We start from the raw sequence: 20,319 nt of genomic DNA on the forward strand, positions 1-20,319 counted from the left end.
GCCACCGAGCGGCACTGGCGCGTCGATGCGATGCTGAGACCGTGTTCGAAGTCCTCACCGGCACCGGCCTCGCCGCCTCGGCGGGCCTGAACGCCTACATACCCCTTCTTGTCCTCGGCCTGCTCGGCCGCTACACCGACCTGATCGACCTGCCAAGCGGCTGGACCTGGCTCGGCAACGGCTGGGTCATCGTCATCCTGACCGTGTTGCTCGCCGTGGAGACGGTGGCGGACAAGGTGCCGGTGGTCGACCACATAAACGACGTGGTGCAGACAGTGGTCCGTCCCACCGCCGGTGGCCTGGCCTTCGGTGCCGGATCCTCGTCGGAGACGGTGACGGTCAGCGACCCGGGGAGTTTCTTCTCGTCGCACGAGTGGGTGCCGGTCGCCACCGGCGTGCTGCTGGCGTTGGGCGTACACCTGCTCAAATCCGCGGCCCGGCCGGTGATCAACGCGACCACCGCCGGGTTCGGCGCCCCGGTGGCCAGCACCGCCGAGGATGCCACGAGCGTTGTGGTTTCCCTGGTGGCGATCGTCCTGCCGGTGCTGGTGCTGGCCTTCCTGCTCGGCCTGGTGGCCTTCTTCTACTGGTTCCTGCGACGGCGCTCCGAACGCCGCCGGGAACGCGAGGCGGCCCGCGCCGCCGGCTACCGGGTCTGAGCGCAGGTGCCCGGTCGGCCCGGCATATCGGGGTCGGCCGGGCCGGCAAAAGCCTAGGATCAGGGCAAAGACCTAGAGGAGGTTGGCATGACCGCAGCGTTGGAGATGCCCCGAGTCCAGGAATGTGTCGTCGCCGCGTGCGCGTACAACCAGGCGGGCGACTGCCACGCCTTCGCGATCACGATCGGCAGCATGGATCACGCGCACTGCCACACCTTCGTCGAGTCGCCGGTACGCGGCGGGGTGGACGGCCTGACCGCCCAGGTCGGTGCCTGCCAGCGGGCCGACTGCCGGCACAACGAGCAGTTGGAGTGCCACGCGTCGGCCATCCGGGTCGGCCCGGACAACGACCTGGCCGACTGCATGACGTACGCCAGCCGCTGACCCGCCGACGGCCGGATCAGGGCAGGTCGTTGGCCCGCCGGATGACGGTCACCAGGTCGTCGATGATGTCGGTGAGGGCGAAGTCCTTCGGGGTGAAGACCCGGGCCACCCCGGCCGCCCGGAGCGTGTCCGCGTCACCGGCGGGGATGATGCCGCCCACGACCACCGGTAGGTCCGCCCGCCCGGCGGCGCGCAGCCCGTCGAGCACCGCGGGCACGGCGGCCAGATGCGAACCGGAGAGCACCGACAGCCCGACCAGGTCGACGTCCTCCTCGACCGCGGCGGCGACGATCTGCCCCGCGGTCAGCCGGATGCCCTGGTAGACGACCTCGAAACCGGCGTCGCGAGCGCGTACCGCGATCTGCTCCGCGCCGTTGGAGTGCCCGTCCAGTCCCGGTTTGCCGACCAGCAGCCGCAGCCGGCCGCTGCCCAACTCCCGGGCGGTGGCGACGACCCGTTCGCGGACGGCGGCGAGGCGCGGGCCCCCGCCACCGCCGCCCGTGGCACCGGCCAGGCCGGTGGGTGCCCGGTACTCGCCGAAGACCTGCCGCAGCGCGCCGGCCCACTCGCCGGTGGTCACCCCGGCCCGCACGCACGCCAGGGTGGCCGGCATCAGGTTGGTGGTGGTCGCGGCGTCCGCGCGGAGCCGGTCGAGTGCCGCGTCCACTGCCGCGCCGTCCCGATCGGCACGCCATCGGCGTACGCCCTCGACGGCGGCGGCCTCGACCGCGGGGTCGACCTGCTCGACGGCGTCCGCTCCGGCGGCGGTGAGCGGCGAGGGCTCGGTCTCGGGGTAGCGGTTGACCCCGACCACCACGTCGGCACCGGACTCGATCCGGCGGCGGCGCTCGGCCAGCGAGCCGACGAGCGCGCTCTTGAGGTAGCCGGTCTCCACGGCCGCCACCACGCCGCCCAGTTCCAGCACCTTGTCCAGTTCGACCCGGGCCCCGGTGACGATCTCGTCCACCAGCGCTGTCATCACGTGCGAGCCGGCGAACAGGTCCGGGTATTCGAGCAGATCCGACTCGTACGCCAGGACCTGCTGCATCCGCAGCGACCACTGCTGGTCCCAGGGGCGGGGCAGGCCGAGCGCCTCGTTCCAGGCGGGCAGCTGCACGGCGCGGGCCCGCGCGTCGCGGGACATCGTCACCCCGAGCATCTCCAGCACGATGCGCTGGATGTTGTTCTCCGGCTGCGCCTCGGTGAGGCCGAGCGAGTTGACCTGCACGCCGTAGCGGAACCGTCGTTGCCGGGCGTCGGTGACCGCGTACCGGTCCCGGGTGATCTCGTCCCAGAGCACGCCGAACGCGCGCATCTTGGCGATCTCCTCGACGAAACGCACACCTGCGTTGACGAAGAACGAGACCCGCTGCACCACGTCGCCCATCCGCTCCGGCGGCACCTGGCCGGAGTCCCGGACCGCGTCGAGCACGGCTACCGCGGTGGCCAGCGCGAAGCCCACCTCCTGCACCGGCGTGGCACCGGCCTCCTGGAGGTGGTACGAGCAGATGTTCACCGGGTTCCACCGGGGCATCGTCGTCACCGTGTGGGCGATGACGTCGGCGGTGAGCCGCAGCGAGGCGGCCGGCGGAAAGATGTAGGTCCCCCGGGACAGGTACTCCTTGATGATGTCGTTCTGGGTGGTCCCGGCGAGCATGTCGGCGGTCCAGCCCTGCTCCATGGCGACGGTGCCGTAGAGGGAGAGCAGCCACATCGCCGGGGCGTTGATGGTCATCGAGGTGTTCATCTCGGCGAGCGGTATGCCGTCGAAGAGCGCCCGCATGTCGCCGAGGTGGGCCACCGGCACGCCGACCCGACCGACCTCACCGGCGGCCAACTCGTGGTCCGGGTCGTACCCGGTCTGGGTGGGCAGGTCGAAGGCGACCGAGAGGCCGGTCTGCCCCTTTGCCAGGTTGCGCCGGAAGAGGGCGTTGGACGCGGTGGCCGACGAGTGCCCGGCGTAGGTGCGCATCACCCACGGGCGGTCCCGCTCGGGCAGCCGCCCCGCAGATGCCGTCTCATCCATGCCTGGAGCTTAAGTTACCGTTCAGTAAAACGGGTTGTGGAAAACCACACAGGTCCATGTCGGGGATGTCCGGGTGCGAAGTACGCGCAGTGGTGCGCACCGCTACACCCCGGACACGACGCCGGTCGGGTCAGGACGCACACTTGACGGCATGGATGACGAGCTGGCCATCTCCGTCCGTGGGCTGCGCAAGGCGTACGGCGACAACGTCGCGGTGGCGGGCGTGGACCTCGACGTACGCCGGGGCGAGGTGTTCGCGTTGCTCGGCCCGAACGGCGCCGGGAAGACCACCACCGTGGAGATCCTGGAGGGTTACCGACACCGGGATGCCGGTGAGGTCTCGGTGCTCGGCACGGACCCCGAGAAACCGGACACCGACTGGCGCTCCCGCGTCGGCATCGTGCTCCAGGGCACCGGCGAGTTCGACGAGCTGACAGTGGCCGAGGTGATCCGGCACTTCTCCGGCTTCTATCCCGACGCCGACGACCCGGGCAAGGTGATCGAACGGGTCGGGCTGGCCGACAAGGCGAAGGCGCGTACGCACACCCTCTCCGGCGGTCAGAAGCGCCGCCTGGACGTGGCGCTGGGCATCATCGGTCGCCCCGAGCTGCTCTTCCTCGACGAGCCGACCACCGGCTTCGACCCGGAGGCCCGCCGCGAGTTCTGGGAGCTGATCCGCGACCTCGCCGCGGCCGGCACCACGATCGTGCTCACCACGCACTATCTGGACGAGGCGGAGGCGCTCGCCGACCGGGTCGGGGTGATCGCCGGCGGCCGGCTGGTCGAGGTGGCCGCCCCGAACCGGCTGGGCAACCGGCAGGAGGCCCTTGCCACGGTCTCCTGGCGTACCCCGGACGGGACACCGGAGCTTGCCCAAACCGCGACGCCGACGGCCCTGGTGGCCGACCTGGCCGCGCGTTATGGCGGCGAGGTTCCCGGGCTCACGGTGACCCGACCGACCCTGGAGGACGTTTACCTCACCATGATCGGACACGCGCGATGACGACCACGACGAAGCCGGCCACACCGCTCACCATCACCCGCGGCCGGCTACCACGTGCTGGCGCGCTCGCCCTGCGCCAGGGCCGACTGGAGATCACCCAGTTCCTGCGCAGCCGGGAGTCTGTGGTCTTCACAATGGGCTTCCCGATCATCATGATCCTGATCTTCGCGTCGATCTTCAGCGGCGAGATCGGTGGCGGGGTCAAGTACACGCAGTACTTCATCACCGGCATGATCGCGACCGGCCTGATGACTGTGAGCTTCCAGAACCTGGGCGTCTGGATCCCGATCGAGCGCGACCGCGGGGTGCTCAAGCGCTACCAGGGCACGCCGATGCCGAAGTGGGTGTGGTTCGCCGGCAAGGTCCTCATGGTGGTGGGGATCGGCATCGCCGAGACCGCGCTGCTGCTTGCCGTCGCTGTGGCGTTGTTCGACCTCGACCTGCCGGGCACCGCCGGGAAGTGGCTCACCTTCGGCTGGGTAGCCGTGCTCGGCGTGACCGCGTGCACCCTGTGCGGCATCGCCATCTCGTCGCTGGCCCGCACCGCCCGCAGCGGCTCGGCGGTGGTCACCCCGGTCGCCCTGGTGCTCCAGTTCATCTCCGGGGTGTTCTTCGTCTTCACCGACCTGCCCACCTGGATGCAGCAGGTGGCGGCGCTGTTCCCGCTCAAGTGGATGTGCCAGGGGCTGCGGTCGGTCTTCCTGCCGGAGAGCTTCGGCGCCCAGGAACCGGGCGGCTCGTTCGAGCTGGGCCGGGTCGCGCTGGTGCTGGCCCTGTGGTGCGTGATCGGTCTGGTGCTCTGCCTGACCACGTTCCGCTGGACCACCAGGCGCGACGGCTGACCGACCGGCCGGGGCGGGATGCCGCCCCGGCCGACCTCCCTCAGTACGTGTAGAAACCCTTGCCGGTCTTGCGGCCCAGGTCGCCGGCGGTGACCATCCGCTGGAGCAGCTCCGGCGGAAAGAACTTCTCGTCGGCCGTGTCGGTGTAGATGTTCTTCGAGGCGTGCAGCAGCACGTCCACGCCGGTCAGGTCGGTGGTGGCCAGCGGGCCCATCGCGTGCCCGAAGCCCAGCCGGCAGGCGGTGTCCAGATCCTCGGCCGACACCACGCCGGACTCCACGAGCTTGACCGCCTCCATCACCAGGACAGAGATCAACCGGGTGGTGACGAAGCCGGCGATGTCCCTGTTGACCACCACCACCGTCTTGCCGATCTCCTCGGCGAACGCCCGCGCGGTGTCGAGCGTCGCGTCGCTTGTCGAATAACCGCGCACCAGCTCGCAGAGCTGCATCATCGGCACCGGGGAGAAGAAGTGGGTGCCGACGACCGCCTCGGGCCGCTCGGTCACCGCGGCGATCTGGGTGACCGGGATGGCCGAGGTGTTGGTGGCGAGCACCGCGTCCGACTTGCAGATCTTGTCCAGGGCGCGGAACACCTCGTGCTTGATCTCCAGCCGCTCGAAGACCGCCTCGACCACGATGTCCGCATCGGCCGCCGCCTCCAGCTCGGTGGTCGGGGTGATCCGGGCCAGCGTCGCCTCGACCTCGGACGCCTCGATCTTGCCCTTCTCGGCGAACTTCTCAAGTGACTTCCGAATGCCGCCGATCCCCCGGTTGGTGGCCGCGTCGTCCAGGTCGCGCAGCGTCACCTGCCAGCCCGCCTGCGCCGCCACCTGGGCGATGCCGGAACCCATCAACCCCGCCCCGACGACCGCGAGTCGACCCGCCATCTACTTCTCCCTCGCTGCGATTGAGTGCCTCACTGCACCCTAGCCGGCAGACCTGAACGATGACTAAGTGCTCGGCACGAAAGGATGTCTGGCGCCCCCCAGGGCGACCGGTGACGGATTCACGACTCCGTTCTCCGAACAAACTCCCTCGCGGGTGCATCGAACCCTACGACAACAAACACCAAGCGGAACAAGCCAGGAGCTCACGATGCGTGCCACGTCCGTTGCCGGAACCCTCGCCTGCCTTCTCCTCGTCGCCGGGTGTGCGACACCCGCGCACCAGGACGGCAACGCCGCCCCGGCCGGCTCACCAGACCCCACGACCAGCGCGGCCACTACCGCGACGCCCGCTTCAACCGCGCCGTCCGCGTCGGCCACGCCGTCCGCGTCGTCCTCGGCGTCGGCGCGGCCGTCGAGCCCCACCGATCAGCTCGTCCTGGGCCCGGATGGCATCGGCTCGCTGAAGCTCGGAATGACCCGTCAGCAGGCCACCGCGACAGAAATGCTGCGCCCGTTCGCCACCACGGGCCGCTGCGGTACGGCAACCCTGCGCGCCGCCCCGTTCGAAGAGGGAGCCGTCACCCTCTCGCCGACCCTGGGAATCGCCGCCATCAGCGCGTGGTCCGGCATCAAGACGCCCGAGGGTCTGCGCATCGGCATGTCAAGCGCCGAGATGCTCCGGATCTACCCGGCGTACCGGCCCGCCGAGAACGCGGACGCGGCAAACGCCCGGGGCTACGCAACGACCCCCGGCAACAACAAGGCCTCCTACCGCATCGCGACGAGGAACGGCAAGGTCACCGCGCTGGCCCTGCAGCTCAAGAACCAGGACTGCTACGAATAGACGGATCGGACCCGGCCGGCCTGCGGCGCCAGTGAGCTGGACAACCGCAGGTCGGCCAGGATCTCGTCGGTCAGGTCGGCGGCGCCTACCTGCTTGATCTGCAGGTAGACGCCGAAGCCGCGCTGCGGCACGCCGAGCACCACCTCGCTGAAGGAGACCGCGGCGCCGCACGAGGTCCAGCGCCGCACCCGGGCCTGGTTACCACCCACGTCCAGGGTCCGGTCGGGCTGCCTGACGCAGGAGGTGTGGCTGGGCAGCGCGGGTGCCGCGCCGCCGGCAAGCAACGCCTTGCTCGCACCGACGAACACCCCGGGTATGTCGCTCGCCGGGTCGGGCCAGGCGCCGAGGTCCGGGGCGATCACGAGACCCGGCGCCTGGCCAGCGGGGAGTCGCAGCACCGAAGGATCCCAGCCGGCGTCCTTCACCTCGCCGGCCCAGCTCGACGGCACCGCGACCGACAGGGCACCAGAGACGTCGTGCACGCGTACCCAACCCGACCGGGTCGCCAGTGTGGCGTTGGACCCCGCCGTCGCCAGCACCGCGGTCAGTGCGACCCCGACCCCGACAACCCTTCCCGACCACCGCACGAAACGGCCACGGCCCCTGTGTCGTTCCATCGACGCGATGACCCGGTGCAGCTCGTCGAGCAGGACTGCGGCGGACGCCCACCGTTGCCGGGGATCGTGATGCAGCGCGCGTCGCACCAGATCGTCCACCATGGACGGCACTCCGGGTCGCACCTGGGACGGCCTGGGCACCGACCGCCCACCCCGGCCCGCGCGGCTGACCTGCTCGGGCGGGCTCCCGGTCAGCATGTGGTACAGGGTCGCGCCGATCGCGTACACGTCGGCGCGGATGTCCAGGCCGCCGCCAGGAGTGGCCTGCTCCGGCGGCATGTAGCCGGGTGTGCCGGCGGCGATGGTGAAGCCTGACGCGTTCGCGAGCGCCTTGGCCAGGCCGAGGTCGGCGACGAGCACCCGATCCCGATCCGCCCCCGGCTGAAACAGCACATTGGACGGCTTGAGATCACGGTGCAGCACACCGGCCTCGTGCAGCACCGTGACGGCACCGGCGATATCGGCCGCGACGAGCAGGGCCTCCCGTACCGGCATCGGCCCCGAGACCAGCCGATCCGCGAGGGTGCCACCGGCCGCGTACGGCATCACCAGGTACGGCCGACCGTCGGGCAGCTCACCGACGTCGAGAACGCGCACGAGCAGGCTGGAATCCGTCCGCCGCATGATCCGCGCCTCCTGCTCGAAGCGCTCCCGCAGATCGGCGTGGTACGACCAGTTGTCGGCCAGCACCTTGATCGCCACCGACGCGTCCAGGGCGTCGTCCGCGCCGAGCCAGACGGTGGCGAACGCTCCGGAACCGATTCGCCGCAGAATGCGATATCGGCCGATCTTGTCGGGTACTGACACGTCCGTATTATGGCCCCCAGGACGGGGACGAACGGGGCCGGAGCATGTCAGACGATCTTGAAGTTGAGGAGCTTGCCGGCCGTGCCGCCACGGGCGACGCCGCCGCTCTCGACGCGCTGCTGATCAGGGTCGGCCCGCAGGTTCTGCGGCAGTGCCTGCGCCTCCTTCCGTGCCGGCAGGACGCCGAGGAGGCGTGCCAGGACGCCCTGCTGCAGGTCGCACGCAAGATTGACAGCTTCGCGGGACGCTCGAAGTTCTCCACCTGGCTGTACGTCGTCACGGCCAACTGCGCCCGGCAGACGTACCGGAGCCTCAAGCGCCGGGCCGACGAGCAGTCCACGGGAGTGCTGCCCCTCGACGCCGCCGACCCGCGCACGACGAGCGTGATCGCGGGCTCCCGGCTCGACCTGCTCGACGCACTGGAACGGCTTGAGGCGCACCGACCCGAACTGGTCGCCCCACTGGTGATGCGTGACCTGTGCCAGTTGACCTACGACGAGATCGCCGACCATCTCGACATTCCGGTCGGCACCCTGAAGTCACGCATCCACGACGCGCGACGGCACGTACGCGCCTCGCTGCGGGCCGCCTGACAGCACGAGCGCCGCGACAGGCACCGGTCGCGTGGTCCGCGGGTCTCAGATCTCCAGCGCCGGTTCCTCCGGGGTGGTGCCCCGCTCGACCGCCACCCCGAGCGCGCGGAGATCGGCCACGAAGTCCGGGTAACCGCGGTCGACGTGGTGCACGTGGGAAACCTCGGTGACCCCCTGTGCGCACAGCCCGGCGATGATCAGCCCAGCGCCGGCGCGGATGTCGGTCGCCTGCACCGGTGCGCCGGAGAGCCGGTCCCGCCCGCGGACCACCGCGTGGTGCCCGTCGGTCTTGATGTCCGCGCCGAGCCGCATCATCTCGTTCGCGAACATGAACCGACCGTCGAAGATGTTCTCGGTGATCAGCGAGGCCCCGTCACTGACCGCGGCCAGCCCGATCGCCATCGGCAGCAGGTCGGTGGCGAAGCCGGGATACGGCAGGGTCACCACGTCCACCGCGCGGGGCCGGTCGTCCATGCGTACCCGGAAGCCGTCACCGCGCGTCTCGACCAGGCCGCCGGCCGCCACCACCTTGTCCAGCGCGACCTCCAGGTACGCCGGGTCCAGCCCGGTCACCGTCACGTCGCCGCGGGTCATCGCCGCCCCGAACGCCCAGGTGCCGGCGACGATCCGGTCCCCCACCGTGGCGTGCCGCACCGCGTGCAGACCGGGCACCCCGGTGATCCGCAACGTGGAGGTGCCCGCACCGGAGATCCGCGCGCCCATCTGGCTGAGCATCGTGCAGATGTCGACGATCTCCGGCTCCCGAGCGGCATTGTCGATCGTCGTGACGCCCTGGGCCAGCACCGCCGCCATCACCAGGTTCTCGGTCGCGCCCACGCTGGGGAAGTCCAACACGATGTCCGCGCCGTGCAGCCCGTGCGGGGCCTCGGCGATCACGAACCCGTGCTCGCCGGAGATCTCCGCACCCATCCGGGTCAGCCCGGAGATGTGCATGTCCAGGCCACGCGAGCCGATCGCGTCGCCGCCGGGGTGGGCCACCCGCACGTACCCCCGGCGGGCCAGCAGCGGGCCGAGCACACAGATCGACGCGCGCAACCGCCGGACCAGGTCGTAGTCGGCCTCCGCGCCCGGTTGCTCCGGTACGTCGATGGTCACCGAGCGGGACCGGGCCACCCCGCCCCGGGCCACCATCGGGTCGACCGGGTCATCCGCGTCGAACCGGACGTCGCAGCCCAGCCGGCGCAGCACCTCGCCCATGATCGCGATGTCGGTGATCCGTGGGACGTTCGTGATCACACTGCGGCCCGGGGCGAGCAGCGCGGCGGCCATCAGCTTCAACGCCGAGTTCTTCGCCCCCACCACGTGCACGGTGCCGGTGAGCCGGGCGTCGCCGTGCACCCGGATGACGTCGACATCGTTTACCGCCGGGTCGCCCGCGTCGCCGGGGCCCACCACCACCGGCCAACCGGTCGCGCTCTCCGGCGGCGCCGGGATCGTCAGGTCGGGTATCCGTAGGCTGTGCGTCATGGCCGTCCACCTCACGCGCATCTACACCAAGGCCGGCGATGCCGGCATGACCAGGCTGAGCAACAACGAGCAGGTGCCGAAGACCGATCCTCGGATCGCGGCGTACGCGGATGTCGACGAGTGCAACGCCGCGATCGGCGTCGCACTCGCACTGGGAAACCTCGAAGCGGAGCTTCGCGACGTGCTGGCGTCGGTGCAGAACGATCTGTTCGACGTCGGCGCCGACCTGTCCACCCCGGTCGAGCCGGAGCCGAAGTACCCGCCGCTGCGGGTGACCGAGGAGTACGTCGAGCGCCTCGAAGGTTGGTGCGACGAGTACAACGCACGCCTCAGCAAGCTCGACTCCTTCATCCTCCCCGGCGGCACCCCCGGCGCGGCGCTGCTCCACGTGGCACGGACCACCGCCCGGCGAGCCGAACGCGCGGCGTGGGCGCTGGTCAGCCACGATCCGGACCGGACCAGCACCCTCCCGGCAAAGTATCTCAACCGGCTCTCCGATCTGCTCTTTATCCTGTCAAGAACGGCAAATCCGGCAGGAGATGTGCTATGGGTGCCGGGCGGCAAGCGCTGACCGTCGGTGCACCGCACCACGTCGAGGTCTGAATTCCCACTCTGGCCGCCGCCACGCGTAACCAAGACAGCCGGCCGGCTCGCCCACCAGCACGCCGACCGCCGGCCACCCGTCAGCCCTGGGCGGCTGGGCCCGTCAGCCCTGGCCGGCTGGGTCCAGCCGGGCGTCAGCCCTGACCGACCGGGTCCAGCCGGGCGTCAGCCCTGGCCCGGCACGCCGGGCGCGGCTGGGGCATGATCCACTCGTGTTCATTGAAACCGCGGCATCAAGTCGCCAGGACACCCCGACATCATGAAAACCGTGTCGATCAAGGCCGCCTGGGAGCCGGGAGCGGCTAGACCCAGCCGCACCAGCAACGGTAGGTGACGAAACCCCGCGCCGACGTGACACAGAGTGCCCCCGACGGGTTTCCGGGGAGCCCGCCCGGCGCAGGGATCAAGCTTGACCGCCCGGAGCCGGGTGGGCTCCCCGGAAACCCGGACCGCAACCGAAGACAGCCGCATCCGCCCGCGCAAACCCGGGGTTGCCGGCGGCGGCGCGGCTGTTCGTGGTCGCGGGTCCGGGCTTCCGGCTGTGGGTGCGGCTGTTCGTGGTCCGGGTTTCCGGCGGCGGTGCGGCTGTTCGTGGTCCGGGCTTCCGGGAGCGGGTGCGGCTGTTCGTGGTCGCGGTCCCGGATAGCCCGGCCGCAACCACAGACGCCGGGATCGGCCAGAGGCGACGCTCAGGCAGCCGGCCAGTCCTGGGAGGCCATACGCGGCGAGACCGCCCCCGGAGGGGCGGCCTCGAGCCAGGAGAGGAAACCGGTGACGGTAGACCGCGCCATGGCGATCTCCACCGGTGCGTGGTGACTGGTACAGCGGAGGATCACCCAGTCGGCCGGCATGGAGAGGCGTTCCTGACCCTCCGGCAGCCGGCGGCGTTCGACCGCCAGATCTTTGCGGGAGAGCACCCGCTTGGGTCGGATCGCGAAGCTGAACATTCGGTACCACCGCAGCTCGTCACCGGCGAACCGGCCGAAGCCGGGCGACCAGCCACGGCCGTCGAGCATGGTGGTGACGCGGACGCTGAGCCGGATGATGCCACCGCTGCGGGTGACCAGGGCTCGCCGGACGAAGAGGGTGAGCAGCGCGCCGAGGATGACGACTACGCCGATCCCGATTCCTTCGACGATGTCCATCCCCGGTGTGGCTCAGCGGCTCTGCGCGGAGACCGGGGTTGCGCTCTCGGCCAACACGGTGACGCCGTCGGCGCTCACCGAGAGGAAGCCGCCGGCCACCTCGTAGGAGACCTGCTCACCGCCGGCGAGCTTGATCCGGACCTGACCGGGCTCCGCGAGCTGGCCGAGCAGCGGGGCGTGCCCCGGGAGAACGCCCAGCTCGCCTTCGGTCGTCCGGGCGACGACCATCTCGGCGTCACCGGACCAGACCTTCTCCTCGACGGCGACGAGCTCGACGTGAAGCTGCTTTGCCACGCTGTCTCCTTGCTGCGGCTACGGATTGCCGAAAGTCTAGCCTGACGCGCCCGGGCTCCCAACGCGGGTGGGCGAACCCGCGCCACGACTACTTGGTCTTGTTCACGAAGTTCGGATGCTCCAGCAGGAAGGGGTCGAGCTGCTCGTTGTGCAGGGCGGTGAAGAAGTCCGGGACGTCCGGTTGGAACTGCTCACCGAGGTAGGCGCCCCGGCTGTTTTTCAGCTCACCACCCTGGAGCTTGATCATCTGGATGGTGTTGGGGCGGATGTCCTTGAGGGCGAGCCCGAAGTCGACGACGCTGCTGCCCCGACCGTTGAAGATCAGCGACTGGCCGGCGGCGCGGAGCACCTTGTCCAGCTTGAGCGGGTTGGCCACCACGTCGGCGCTGAACGCCTGGCCGACCATGGCCTTGACGAACTGCTGCTGGTGGCGCTGCCGGCCGTAGTCGGAGTCCGGCACACCGTTCTTCGGGTAGCGCTGCCGGACGTAGTCGAGCGCCTGCCACCCACTGAGGTGCTGGTTGCCCTTCTTGTACACCGCCTGCGGGCCGACGTAACCCTCGCCGTACGTCTTGCCCGGCCGCGGCTTGCCGTCCGGCTGCTTGTGCTCGGACTTGACCTCGCGCTCGATGTACATGTCGACGCCACCCATCGCGTCGACGATCTTCTGGAAGCCGGTGAAGTTGATGATGGCACCGGCGTCGAACCGCTTGATGCCCGTCACGTTCTGCACGGTGGTGGCGAGCAACTCGAAGCCCCGCGCCGCGTCGGGGTTGGCCCCGGGCACCTTGCTGCCGTACGACATCGCTGCGTTGATCTTCGTGGTCTCGCCCGGGAAGTTCGCCTTCTTGAACGGCGGGATCGGCACGTAGAGGTCGCGCGGCAGGGAGAAGAGGTAGGCCCGGTCCATCGACGCCGGCACGTGCAGCACCATGATCGAGTCGGCCAGCGGGGCGGCCGTCGGCGTACGGGGGTCGATGCCGACGAGCAGGATGTTGAGGGGACCCTTGATGTCGCTCTTCTTCGGCTGGGCGCCCGCCGCCTGGTCACCGAAGAGGTCCGCCTTGCCGACCGCACCCTCGTAGCGGGCCATCAGGGCCTCCGTGCCGACCAGCACCGCGCCGCTGAGCACGACAAGCACGGTGCCGAACACCGTGCAGAGCCTGGCCCAGCGCGGGACGCCGCGCCAGACGGAGGACTTGCGGCCACGCTTGCCGGCCTTACCCACGAGCAGCTCCGTTCGTTACGCCCACAGAGAGGAAGACGGGCGCACGTCGTCGAAAGGTTGCAGAGATCAACGCTCGTTCGGGTGAGCGTGCGGATAGAACGTATCTCGGGTTCTTCGCTCTGGACGACCCCGAGTAACGGACCGCGACGATGGTAGGACGTGAAAGTGAACAAAAGACTGCCCCGGCATTGCCGGGGCAGTCTTTTTGGTACGGGGCGAATGGGGGCTTCTCAGCCCTTCATCAGCTCCTCAGCCTTCTTCTCCAGGTCCTCGAGACCGCCGCACATGAAGAACGCCTGCTCGGGGAAGTGATCGTACTCACCCTCGCTGATCTTCCGGAACGCCTCGATGGTCTCCTTGATCGGGACCGTCGAGCCCGGCACGCCGGTGAACTGCTCCGCCGCGTAGGTGTTCTGCGACAGGAAGCGCTCGATCCGCCGGGCCCGGGCCACGGTGATCTTGTCTTCCTCGGAGAGCTCCTCGATACCGAGGATGGCGATGATGTCCTGCAGGTCCTTGTAGCGCTGCAGGATCCGCTTAACCTCGGTGGCGACCTGGAAGTGCTCCGGACCGACGAACTCCGGGGCGAGGATCCGGGACGAGGACGCCAGCGGGTCCACGGCCGGGTAGATGCCCTTGTCGGAGATCGACCGCTCCAGGTTGGTGGTCGCGTCCAGGTGGGCGAACGTGGTGGCCGGGGCGGGGTCGGTGTAGTCGTCCGCCGGCACGTAGATCGCCTGCATGGAGGTGATGGCCTGGCCCCGGACGGAGGTGATCCGCTCCTGGAGCTCGCCCATCTCGTCGGCCAGGGTCGGCTGGTAACCCACGGCGCTCGGCATGCGGCCGAGCAGGGTGGACACCTCGGAACCGGCCTGCGTGAAGCGGAAGATGTTGTCGATGAAGAGCAGCACCTCCTGCTTCTTCACGTCCCGGAAGTATTCCGCCATGGTCAGCGCGGAGAGCGCCACCCGCAGCCGGGTGCCCGGCGGCTCGTCCATCTGGCCGTAGACCAGCGCGGTCTTGTCGATGACGCCGGACTCGGTCATCTCGGCGATGAGGTCGTTGCCCTCACGGGTGCGCTCACCCACGCCGGCGAACACCGAGGTACCACCGAAGTTGCGGGCAACACGGGTGATCATCTCCTGGATGAGCACCGTCTTGCCCACGCCCGCGCCGCCGAACAGGCCGATCTTGCCGCCCTTGACGTACGGGGCAAGCAGGTCGATGACCTTGATGCCGGTCTCCAGCATCTCGGTCTTCGGCTCCAGGTCCGCGAAGGCCGGGGCCTTCCGGTGGATGCCCCACCGGTCGTCGGCCTCGAACGTCTCGCCCTCTTTGAGGTTGAGCACCTCGCCGATCGCGTTGAACACCTTGCCCTTGACCGCGTCGCCCACCGGCACCGTGATCGGCTCGCCGCGGTCACGCACCTCAGCACCGCGAACCAGGCCGTCCGTCGGCTGCATCGAGATCGCGCGGACCAGGTTGTCACCCAGGTGCTGGGCGACCTCCAGGGTCAGCGTCTTCTCACCGCCGGACAGGTTCACGTTGACGTTGAGCGCGTTGAAAAGGGCCGGCATGGCGTCGCGCGGGAACTCGGCGTCGACGACCGGGCCGATGACCCGGACCACGCGACCCGTGGCCGTCTTGGTCTCTACTGGTGCAGTCATCACACTTCACTTCCCGACGCGGCCAGCGCGTTCGCGCCGCCGACGATCTCGCTGATCTCCTGGGTGATCCCGGCCTGGCGTGCCGAGTTCATCTCACGCGTGTACTTGTCGATCATGTCTTCGGCGTTGTCGGTGGCGCTCTTCATCGCTCGCCGCCGTGCCGCCGACTCGCTCGCCGCCGACTCGATCAACGCCGCGTAGATCCGCGTGTTGATGTACCTCGGCAGGAGCGCGTCGAGCAGCGCCTCCGCCTCCGGCTCGAACTCGTACGCCGGCAGCAGCCCCTCGGAGCGCGGCCGGTCCTCGACCTGCATCGGCCCGAGGATCTTGGCAACCGGGGTCTGCGTCATCAGCGAGTGGAACTCGGTGTAGACGATGTGCAGCTCGTCGACGCCGAGCACCCCGTCCGCACCGGCCCCGCCGTCGACGTCGTCCGCACCTGCGGTGAACGCCTTGATCAGCGTCTCACCCACCATGCGGGCGTCCTCGAACGAGGGCTGCTCGCTGAACCCCGTCCAGTTCGCCTCGATCGGCCGGTCGCGGAACCGGTAGAACCCGACGCCCTTACGCCCGATGACGTAGAGCACCGGCTCCTTGCCGTCCGCCCGGAGCCGCGCGATGAGCGACTCCGCCGTCTTGATCGCGTTGGAGCTGTAGCCGCCGGCCAGGCCACGGTCGCTGGTGACCAGCAGGACGCCCGCCCGCCGCACCCGCTCACGCGGGGTGAGCAGCGGGTGGTCGATCCGCGCGTTGGACGCCAGCGCCGTGAGCACACCGGTGATGGCCTGGGCGTACGGCAGGGACGCCTGCACCCGGGCCTGGGCCTTGGCGATCCGGCTCGTCGCCACGAGCTCCATCGCCTTGGTGATCTTCTTCATCGACTTCGCCGAGCGGATCCGTTGACGAAGAACGCGTACCTGGGCCGCCATCGGATCAGCTCTCGGCCGGGCGGTCGGTCGTGCCGTCGCGGAAGCGGGTCACCGTCTCGCGGTTCTGCTCACCCTCCAGCGGCGCGGCCGGCGCGTCGTTGACCTTGCGCTCGTCCGCCTTACCGAGGAAGACCTGCTTGAACTCGGTGATCGCCGCGTCCAGGGAGTTGACGATGTCGTCGCCCCACTGGTTGTCGGCGATCGACGCCAGCACACCCGCGTGCTTGTGCCGCAGGTACTGGAGGAACTCCGACTCGAAGCGCCGGATCTCCCCCACCGGGATGTCGTCCAGCTTGCCCTCGGTGCCGGCCCAGACCGTGACGACCTCTTCCTGCACCGGGAACGGCGAGTAGTTCGGCTGCTTGAGCAGCTCGACCAGCCGGACACCGCGGTCCAGCTGGGCCCGGGATGCCTTGTCCAGGTCGGAGGCGAAGGCGGCGAACGCCTCCAGCTCGCGGTACTGGGCCAGGTTGAGCCGCAGCGAACCGGCGACCTTGCGCATCGGCTTCACCTGCGCGGCGCCACCGACCCGGGAGACCGAGGTGCCGACGTTGATCGCCGGACGGACGCCCTGATTGAACAGGTCGGTCTCCAGGAAGATCTGGCCGTCGGTGATCGAGATGACGTTGGTCGGGATGAAGGCCGAGATGTCGTTGGCCTTCGTCTCGATGATCGGCAGACCGGTCATCGAGCCGCCACCCAGCTCGTCCGAGAGCTTCGCGCAGCGCTCCAGCAGGCGGGAGTGCAGGTAGAAGACGTCACCCGGGTACGCCTCGCGGCCCGGCGGGCGACGCAGCAGCAGCGACACGGCCCGGTACGCCTCGGCCTGCTTGCTCAGGTCGTCGAAGACGATCAGGACGTGCTTGCCGCCGTACATCCAGTGCTGCCCGATGGACGAGCCGGTGTACGGGGCGATGTACTTGAAGCCGGCCGGGTCGGACGCCGGGGAGGCCACGATGGTGGTGTACTCCATCGCGCCGGCCTCCTCCAGCTGGCCCTTGATCGAGGCGATGGTGGAGGCCTTCTGGCCGATGGCGACGTAGATGCAGCGAACCTGCTTCTTCGGGTCGCCGGTCTTCCAGTTGTCCCGCTGGTTGAGGATGGCATCCAGGGCGACAGTGGTCTTGCCGGTCTTGCGGTCGCCGATGATCAGCTGCCGCTGACCCCTACCGATCGGCGTCATCGCGTCGATCGCCTTGATGCCGGTCTGCAGCGGCTCGAACACCGACTGCCGGGACATCACGTTCGGAGCCTGCAGCTCCAGCTCGCGGTAGCCCTCCTCGGCGATGTCGCCGAGACCGTCGATCGGCTGGCCGAGCGCGTTGACCACGCGGCCGAGGAAGGCGTCGCCGACCGGAACCGAGAGCACCCGGTCGGTGCGCTTGACGCGCTGCCCCTCCTCCAGCTTGGCGGAGTCACCCAGGACGACGACGCCGATCTCCCGGACGTCGAGGTTCAACGCCACGCCGAGCGTGCCGTCCTCGAACTCCAGGAGCTCGTTGGTCTTGGTCGAGGGAAGGCCCTCGACGTGGGCGATGCCGTCGCCGGTGTCGGCGACGGTGCCGACCTCCTCGCGGGAGACGTCGGACGAGTAAGAGGAGACGTAGCGCTCCAGGGCGCCGCGGATCTCCTCCGTCGAGATGGTCAGCTCGGCCATCCTCTGCTTCCTTAAAATTCAGGGGCCCGGGATACCTAGTACCGACCGGTCCGAATGGCGTCTGTCAATCCGGGCGCTGAGCGGCGCAGCCGCCCCGACGCTGGGCGGCGGAGCCGCTCAGCCGCTGGGCGGCGAGCCGTTCAGCGCTTCGCGAGCGCGTTGCGGGTCTCGTTGAGGCGACGAAGGATGGTGCCGTCGTACAGGTCGGAGCCGACCCGCACGCTCACGCCACCCAGGACGTGGGGGTCGACCGTCTGCTTGACGGAGACCTCTCGACCGTATATCCCGGCGAGGCTCGCACCCAGCCGGCGCTCCTCCTCGTCACTCAACGGGGCGGCCACGGTGACGTACGCCACCTGACGGTCCCGCCGTGCGGCGGCGAGTTCCACGAGCCGGGTGAGCGATCCGCTGAAGGAGCGGCCCCCGAACCCGCCGAGCGCCGCCTCGACGAGGCGGACGGTGATCGGGTGGGCCTTGTCGGCGAGCAGTTCACGGACCAGGGCGGCCCGGTGCTCGATCGGAGCCGCCGAGTCGGCCAGCGCGTTGCTCAGCGCCGACTGACCCATGACGACCTGACCGAAGCGGAACAACTCGTCCTCGACCTCGCCGAGGTCGCCAGCCGAGTCGGCGCTGGCGAGCAGCGCCTCCACGCCGAGCCGCTCGGCGCCGTCGAGCAGCTCCGACGGTGCCGACCATCGGCCGGAGACCAGCGTGGCGAGCAGGTCCAACGCTTCCGCGTCGATCTTGCCGCGCAGCATGTCGCCGAGCAGGCCGGCACGGTCCGCGCCGGACCGTGCCGGCTCGGACAGCGCCCGACGCAGCCGCGGCTCACGCCGCAGCAGGGTGGCCACGGAGAGGATCCCGGCGGCGGCGTTGGCCACCGCCAACGGCTCCGCTCCGCGGACGTACGTCTCCAGCTGCTCCGCCGCGGCCTGGTACGACTCCCGGCTGGCGGCCTGCATCAGCGGGCCCCCGTGCTCTCGAGGCCGCTCAGGAACCGGTCGACGGTGCCCTTGCGTCGCGCCTCGTCGGCAAGCGACTCACCAACGATCTTGCTGGCCAGGTCCACCGCGATGGTGCCGACCTCCGCACGCAGCTCGCGCACGATGGTGGCCCGCTCGGCGGCGAGTGCGTCCTTGCCCGCCTGGATGACCCGGTCGGACTCCTCCCGCGCCTTGGCGAGGATGTCCTGCCGGATCCCCTCGGCGTCGGCCCGAGCGTCGTCACGGATCTTGGCGGCGTCGGTCCGAGCCTCGGCGAGCTGGGCACGGTACTGCTCGAGCAGCTGGTTCGCCTCGGCCTGGGCGGCCTCGGCGCGCTTGATGCCACCCTCGATCGCGTCGACCCGAGCCTGGAACGTCTGCTCCATGCGCGGGAAGACGAACTTCATCAGCACGAAGCAGAGGACGATGAAGGCGATCGACCCAACCACGACCTCCTGCCAGAGCGGGATGATCGGGTTGTGGGTGGACTCACCACCCTCAGCGGCGAGGAGAAACATGGGTGACCTCCCGGTCGAGGGGCGAGATTAGAGCTGGCCCTGCCAGATGAAGCCGAAGGCGATGCCCAGCAGCGCGAGCGCCTCGATGACGGCGAAGCCGATCCAGACGTACGGCAGGGTCATCCGCGACGACTCCGGCTGACGGGCGGTCGACTGGATGTAGGCGGCGAAGACCAGGCCGACGCCGATACCCGGACCGATGGCCGCGAGGCCGTAGCCGATGGCGGCGGTGCTGCCAACGACACCTTCTGCGGCGGCGACGTAATCCATTAGTGGTTCCTCCTGGTTATCACGCGTGTCTCTCACGCGGGACGACAACGGTTGGTGCGGTGGATCAGTGCTCGTCGGCGAGCGCGCCCTGCACGTAGCTCGCGGTCAGGACGGTGAAGACGTATGCCTGCAGGCAGATCACCAGGAACTCGAGGAAGGTGAGCGCGATGGTCATCACCCAGGAGAGCACCGAGACCGGCGCCAGCCAGGCGTTGGCGCTCAGCATCGCGAAGCCGCCGAGCGTGAAGACCAGCAGGAGCATGTGCCCCGCGAACATGTTCGCGAAGAGACGGACGGCCAGCGAGAACGGCCGGACGATGAAGGTCGAGAAGAGCTCGATCGGGATCAGCAGCGGCAGGATGAACCAGGGCGCCGGCGGAACCAGGGAGTTCTTGAAGTACTTGGCGAAGCCGTGCTTCTTGATGCCGACGTAGTTGAACAGCACGTAGCTGATGATCGCGAGGAACGCCGGGAAGGCGATGTGCGAGTTCGGCGAGATCTGGAAGAACGGCACGATCGCGAAGAAGTTCGTCAGCAGCACGAAGCAGAACAGCGTGGTGAAGTACGGCGCGAACCGCACACCCTGGTGCCCGATCATGTCGACAGCGATGTTGTTGCGCACGAAGCCGTAGATCGACTCGGCGAGCCACTGCTTCTTGGTCGGCACCAGCTGCGGCTTCCGGTACGTCGCCAGGAAGAAGATGATCAGGACGCCGACCGCGACCCAGACCATCGCCGTGATCTTGGTGAACCAGTACGAGTCGTGCGCACCCCAGGGCAGGATGCTGGGCAGGTAGAAGTCCTCCACGCTGGGTGGGAATGCCGCCTGGCCCGCTGCCAGAACGTTCGCCTGTCCGAACACCGCGTCCCTTC

At 69.4% G+C, this 20,319-nt stretch carries 21 protein-coding genes; 7 read left to right on the forward strand and 14 right to left on the reverse strand.

The features are described 5' to 3' along the window. Positions 1-41: 41 nt before the first annotated feature. Positions 42-659 (forward strand): DUF4126 domain-containing protein, encoded by a 618-nt coding sequence (locus AB0B85_RS29380; protein ID WP_357412281.1) that lies wholly within the window; start codon positions 42-44, stop codon positions 657-659. Positions 660-746: 87 nt separating this feature from the next. After that, a complete protein-coding gene (locus AB0B85_RS29385; RefSeq protein ID WP_357412283.1) occupies positions 747-1,043 on the forward strand; it encodes a DUF1540 domain-containing protein in 297 nt (98 codons plus the stop codon). A gap of 16 nt (positions 1,044-1,059) precedes the next feature. Here the strand turns inward: AB0B85_RS29385 and AB0B85_RS29390 are convergent, their stop codons facing one another. Further along, positions 1,060-3,069: a protein meaA gene (locus AB0B85_RS29390; RefSeq protein WP_357412285.1), complete on the reverse strand. Its 2,010-nt coding sequence runs from the start codon at positions 3,067-3,069 to the stop codon at positions 1,060-1,062. A 151-nt stretch (positions 3,070-3,220) separates the two neighbouring features. On the opposite strand from AB0B85_RS29390, the gene AB0B85_RS29395 reads away from it, so the two are divergent. Then, on the forward strand, positions 3,221-4,072 hold the full coding sequence (locus AB0B85_RS29395) for an ABC transporter ATP-binding protein (protein ID WP_357412287.1): 852 nt from the start codon (positions 3,221-3,223) through the stop codon (positions 4,070-4,072). Next, complete coding sequence (locus AB0B85_RS29400; RefSeq protein ID WP_357412289.1) at positions 4,069-4,914, forward strand: ABC transporter permease; 846 nt, start codon at positions 4,069-4,071, stop codon at positions 4,912-4,914. The genes AB0B85_RS29395 and AB0B85_RS29400 overlap by 4 nt, the downstream gene beginning before the upstream one ends. Positions 4,915-4,954: 40 nt before the next feature. Here AB0B85_RS29400 and AB0B85_RS29405 read toward each other — a convergent pair whose 3' ends face one another. Beyond that, on the reverse strand, positions 4,955-5,803 hold the full coding sequence (locus tag AB0B85_RS29405; protein WP_357412291.1) for a 3-hydroxyacyl-CoA dehydrogenase family protein: 849 nt from the start codon (positions 5,801-5,803) through the stop codon (positions 4,955-4,957). A 208-nt stretch (positions 5,804-6,011) separates the two neighbouring features. Here AB0B85_RS29405 and AB0B85_RS29410 point away from each other — a divergent pair, with 208 nt between their 5' ends. After that, positions 6,012-6,647: a hypothetical protein gene (locus tag AB0B85_RS29410; RefSeq protein ID WP_357412293.1), complete on the forward strand. Its 636-nt coding sequence runs from the start codon at positions 6,012-6,014 to the stop codon at positions 6,645-6,647. Here the strand turns inward: AB0B85_RS29410 and AB0B85_RS29415 are convergent. Further along, positions 6,638-8,071, reverse strand: coding sequence for a serine/threonine-protein kinase (locus AB0B85_RS29415; protein ID WP_357412295.1), 1,434 nt, complete (start codon positions 8,069-8,071; stop codon positions 6,638-6,640). The genes AB0B85_RS29410 and AB0B85_RS29415 overlap by 10 nt on opposite strands. A gap of 44 nt (positions 8,072-8,115) precedes the next feature. Between AB0B85_RS29415 and AB0B85_RS29420 the strand changes: the two genes are divergently transcribed. Then, complete coding sequence (locus AB0B85_RS29420; protein ID WP_357412297.1) at positions 8,116-8,664, forward strand: RNA polymerase sigma factor; 549 nt, start codon at positions 8,116-8,118, stop codon at positions 8,662-8,664. Positions 8,665-8,709: 45 nt separating this feature from the next. On the opposite strand, the gene murA is transcribed toward AB0B85_RS29420, so the two are convergent. Beyond that, positions 8,710-10,152, reverse strand: coding sequence for a UDP-N-acetylglucosamine 1-carboxyvinyltransferase (gene murA / locus AB0B85_RS29425; RefSeq protein WP_357412299.1), 1,443 nt, complete (start codon positions 10,150-10,152; stop codon positions 8,710-8,712). Here murA and AB0B85_RS29430 point away from each other — a divergent pair. Further along, positions 10,151-10,723: a cob(I)yrinic acid a,c-diamide adenosyltransferase gene (locus AB0B85_RS29430; RefSeq protein ID WP_357412301.1), complete on the forward strand. Its 573-nt coding sequence runs from the start codon at positions 10,151-10,153 to the stop codon at positions 10,721-10,723. The two genes, murA and AB0B85_RS29430, sit on opposite strands and share 2 nt — an antisense overlap. A gap of 721 nt (positions 10,724-11,444) precedes the next feature. On the opposite strand, the gene AB0B85_RS29435 is transcribed toward AB0B85_RS29430, so the two are convergent. The 10 genes from AB0B85_RS29435 to atpB form a co-directional block, all read right to left on the reverse strand. Next, on the reverse strand, positions 11,445-11,900 hold the full coding sequence (locus AB0B85_RS29435; RefSeq protein ID WP_357412303.1) for a DUF2550 domain-containing protein: 456 nt from the start codon (positions 11,898-11,900) through the stop codon (positions 11,445-11,447). A 12-nt stretch (positions 11,901-11,912) separates the two neighbouring features. Next, positions 11,913-12,194: a F0F1 ATP synthase subunit epsilon gene (locus AB0B85_RS29440; protein ID WP_357412305.1), complete on the reverse strand. Its 282-nt coding sequence runs from the start codon at positions 12,192-12,194 to the stop codon at positions 11,913-11,915. Positions 12,195-12,282: 88 nt separating this feature from the next. After that, the gene (locus tag AB0B85_RS29445; protein ID WP_357412339.1) at positions 12,283-13,428 is read right to left on the reverse strand and encodes an LCP family protein; all 1,146 of its coding nucleotides are present in this window, start codon (positions 13,426-13,428) and stop codon (positions 12,283-12,285) included. Positions 13,429-13,652: 224 nt separating this feature from the next. Continuing rightward, positions 13,653-15,089 carry a F0F1 ATP synthase subunit beta gene (gene atpD / locus AB0B85_RS29450; protein ID WP_357412307.1) on the reverse strand — a complete coding sequence of 479 codons (1,437 nt, stop codon included), beginning with the start codon at positions 15,087-15,089 and terminating at the stop codon, positions 13,653-13,655. Next, positions 15,089-16,018 (reverse strand): F0F1 ATP synthase subunit gamma, encoded by a 930-nt coding sequence (locus AB0B85_RS29455; RefSeq protein ID WP_234588723.1) that lies wholly within the window; start codon positions 16,016-16,018, stop codon positions 15,089-15,091. The genes atpD and AB0B85_RS29455 overlap by 1 nt, the downstream gene beginning before the upstream one ends. Positions 16,019-16,022: 4 nt before the next feature. Continuing rightward, positions 16,023-17,675 (reverse strand): F0F1 ATP synthase subunit alpha, encoded by a 1,653-nt coding sequence (gene atpA / locus AB0B85_RS29460; RefSeq protein ID WP_357412308.1) that lies wholly within the window; start codon positions 17,673-17,675, stop codon positions 16,023-16,025. 140 nt (positions 17,676-17,815) lie between these two features. Then, positions 17,816-18,637 (reverse strand): F0F1 ATP synthase subunit delta, encoded by an 822-nt coding sequence (locus AB0B85_RS29465; RefSeq protein WP_357412310.1) that lies wholly within the window; start codon positions 18,635-18,637, stop codon positions 17,816-17,818. Next, positions 18,637-19,176: a F0F1 ATP synthase subunit B gene (locus AB0B85_RS29470; RefSeq protein ID WP_357412313.1), complete on the reverse strand. Its 540-nt coding sequence runs from the start codon at positions 19,174-19,176 to the stop codon at positions 18,637-18,639. The genes AB0B85_RS29465 and AB0B85_RS29470 overlap by 1 nt, the downstream gene beginning before the upstream one ends. 27 nt (positions 19,177-19,203) lie before the next feature. Then, the gene (locus AB0B85_RS29475) at positions 19,204-19,446 is read right to left on the reverse strand and encodes a hypothetical protein (RefSeq protein WP_088949916.1); all 243 of its coding nucleotides are present in this window, start codon (positions 19,444-19,446) and stop codon (positions 19,204-19,206) included. Between the two features lie 64 nt (positions 19,447-19,510). Continuing rightward, positions 19,511-20,308 carry a F0F1 ATP synthase subunit A gene (atpB, locus tag AB0B85_RS29480; RefSeq protein ID WP_357412315.1) on the reverse strand — a complete coding sequence of 266 codons (798 nt, stop codon included), beginning with the start codon at positions 20,306-20,308 and terminating at the stop codon, positions 19,511-19,513. Positions 20,309-20,319 lie beyond the last annotated feature (11 nt).

The sequence above is a fragment of the Micromonospora sp. NPDC049044 genome, assembly GCF_040649215.1.
Taxonomy (GTDB): domain Bacteria; phylum Actinomycetota; class Actinomycetes; order Mycobacteriales; family Micromonosporaceae; genus Micromonospora.